Here is a 379-nt window from a genome sequence, read left to right on the forward strand (position 1 = left end):
CGGCCTCGCGGGCGCGGATCACCTCGGGGCGGGTGGCGCCGGCCGCGGCCTCCGAGGCGCGGGCGACCTCCAGCCCTGATGCTGCGGCGGCATGGGCGGTGACCAGCTGCGGGTTCGACAGTTCGGCCAGCAGCTGGCCGCCCTCGACCCGCTGGCCCAGATCGGCCTCGATCCGCGTGACCCGGCCCGAGGTGCGGGCCGAGACATCGACCCGCGGGGCCGCGACCTCGCCCTGGATCAGCAGGGGGCCGGGGCGCGTCGCCCACCAGACGGCACCGATGACCAGCCCGGCCAGAACGGCCAGGATCAGCAGCGGCAGAAGGGATCGGCGGGGCGGTTGGGCAGGGTTTATCGGTTCGGTGCCTGACATTTGACTGAG

The 379-nt window shown here is 74.4% G+C and carries 1 protein-coding gene; it reads right to left on the bottom strand.

The genetic code is table 11. The annotated features are described in order from the left end of the window. Positions 1-379 (bottom strand): biotin/lipoyl-binding protein (locus TW83_RS19160; RefSeq protein WP_157001827.1); only part of this gene is annotated, 379 nt, incomplete at both ends.

This window comes from Paracoccus sp. S4493, assembly GCF_000967735.1.
In the GTDB taxonomy this organism is placed as follows: Bacteria; Pseudomonadota; Alphaproteobacteria; order Rhodobacterales; family Rhodobacteraceae; genus Paracoccus; species Paracoccus marcusii.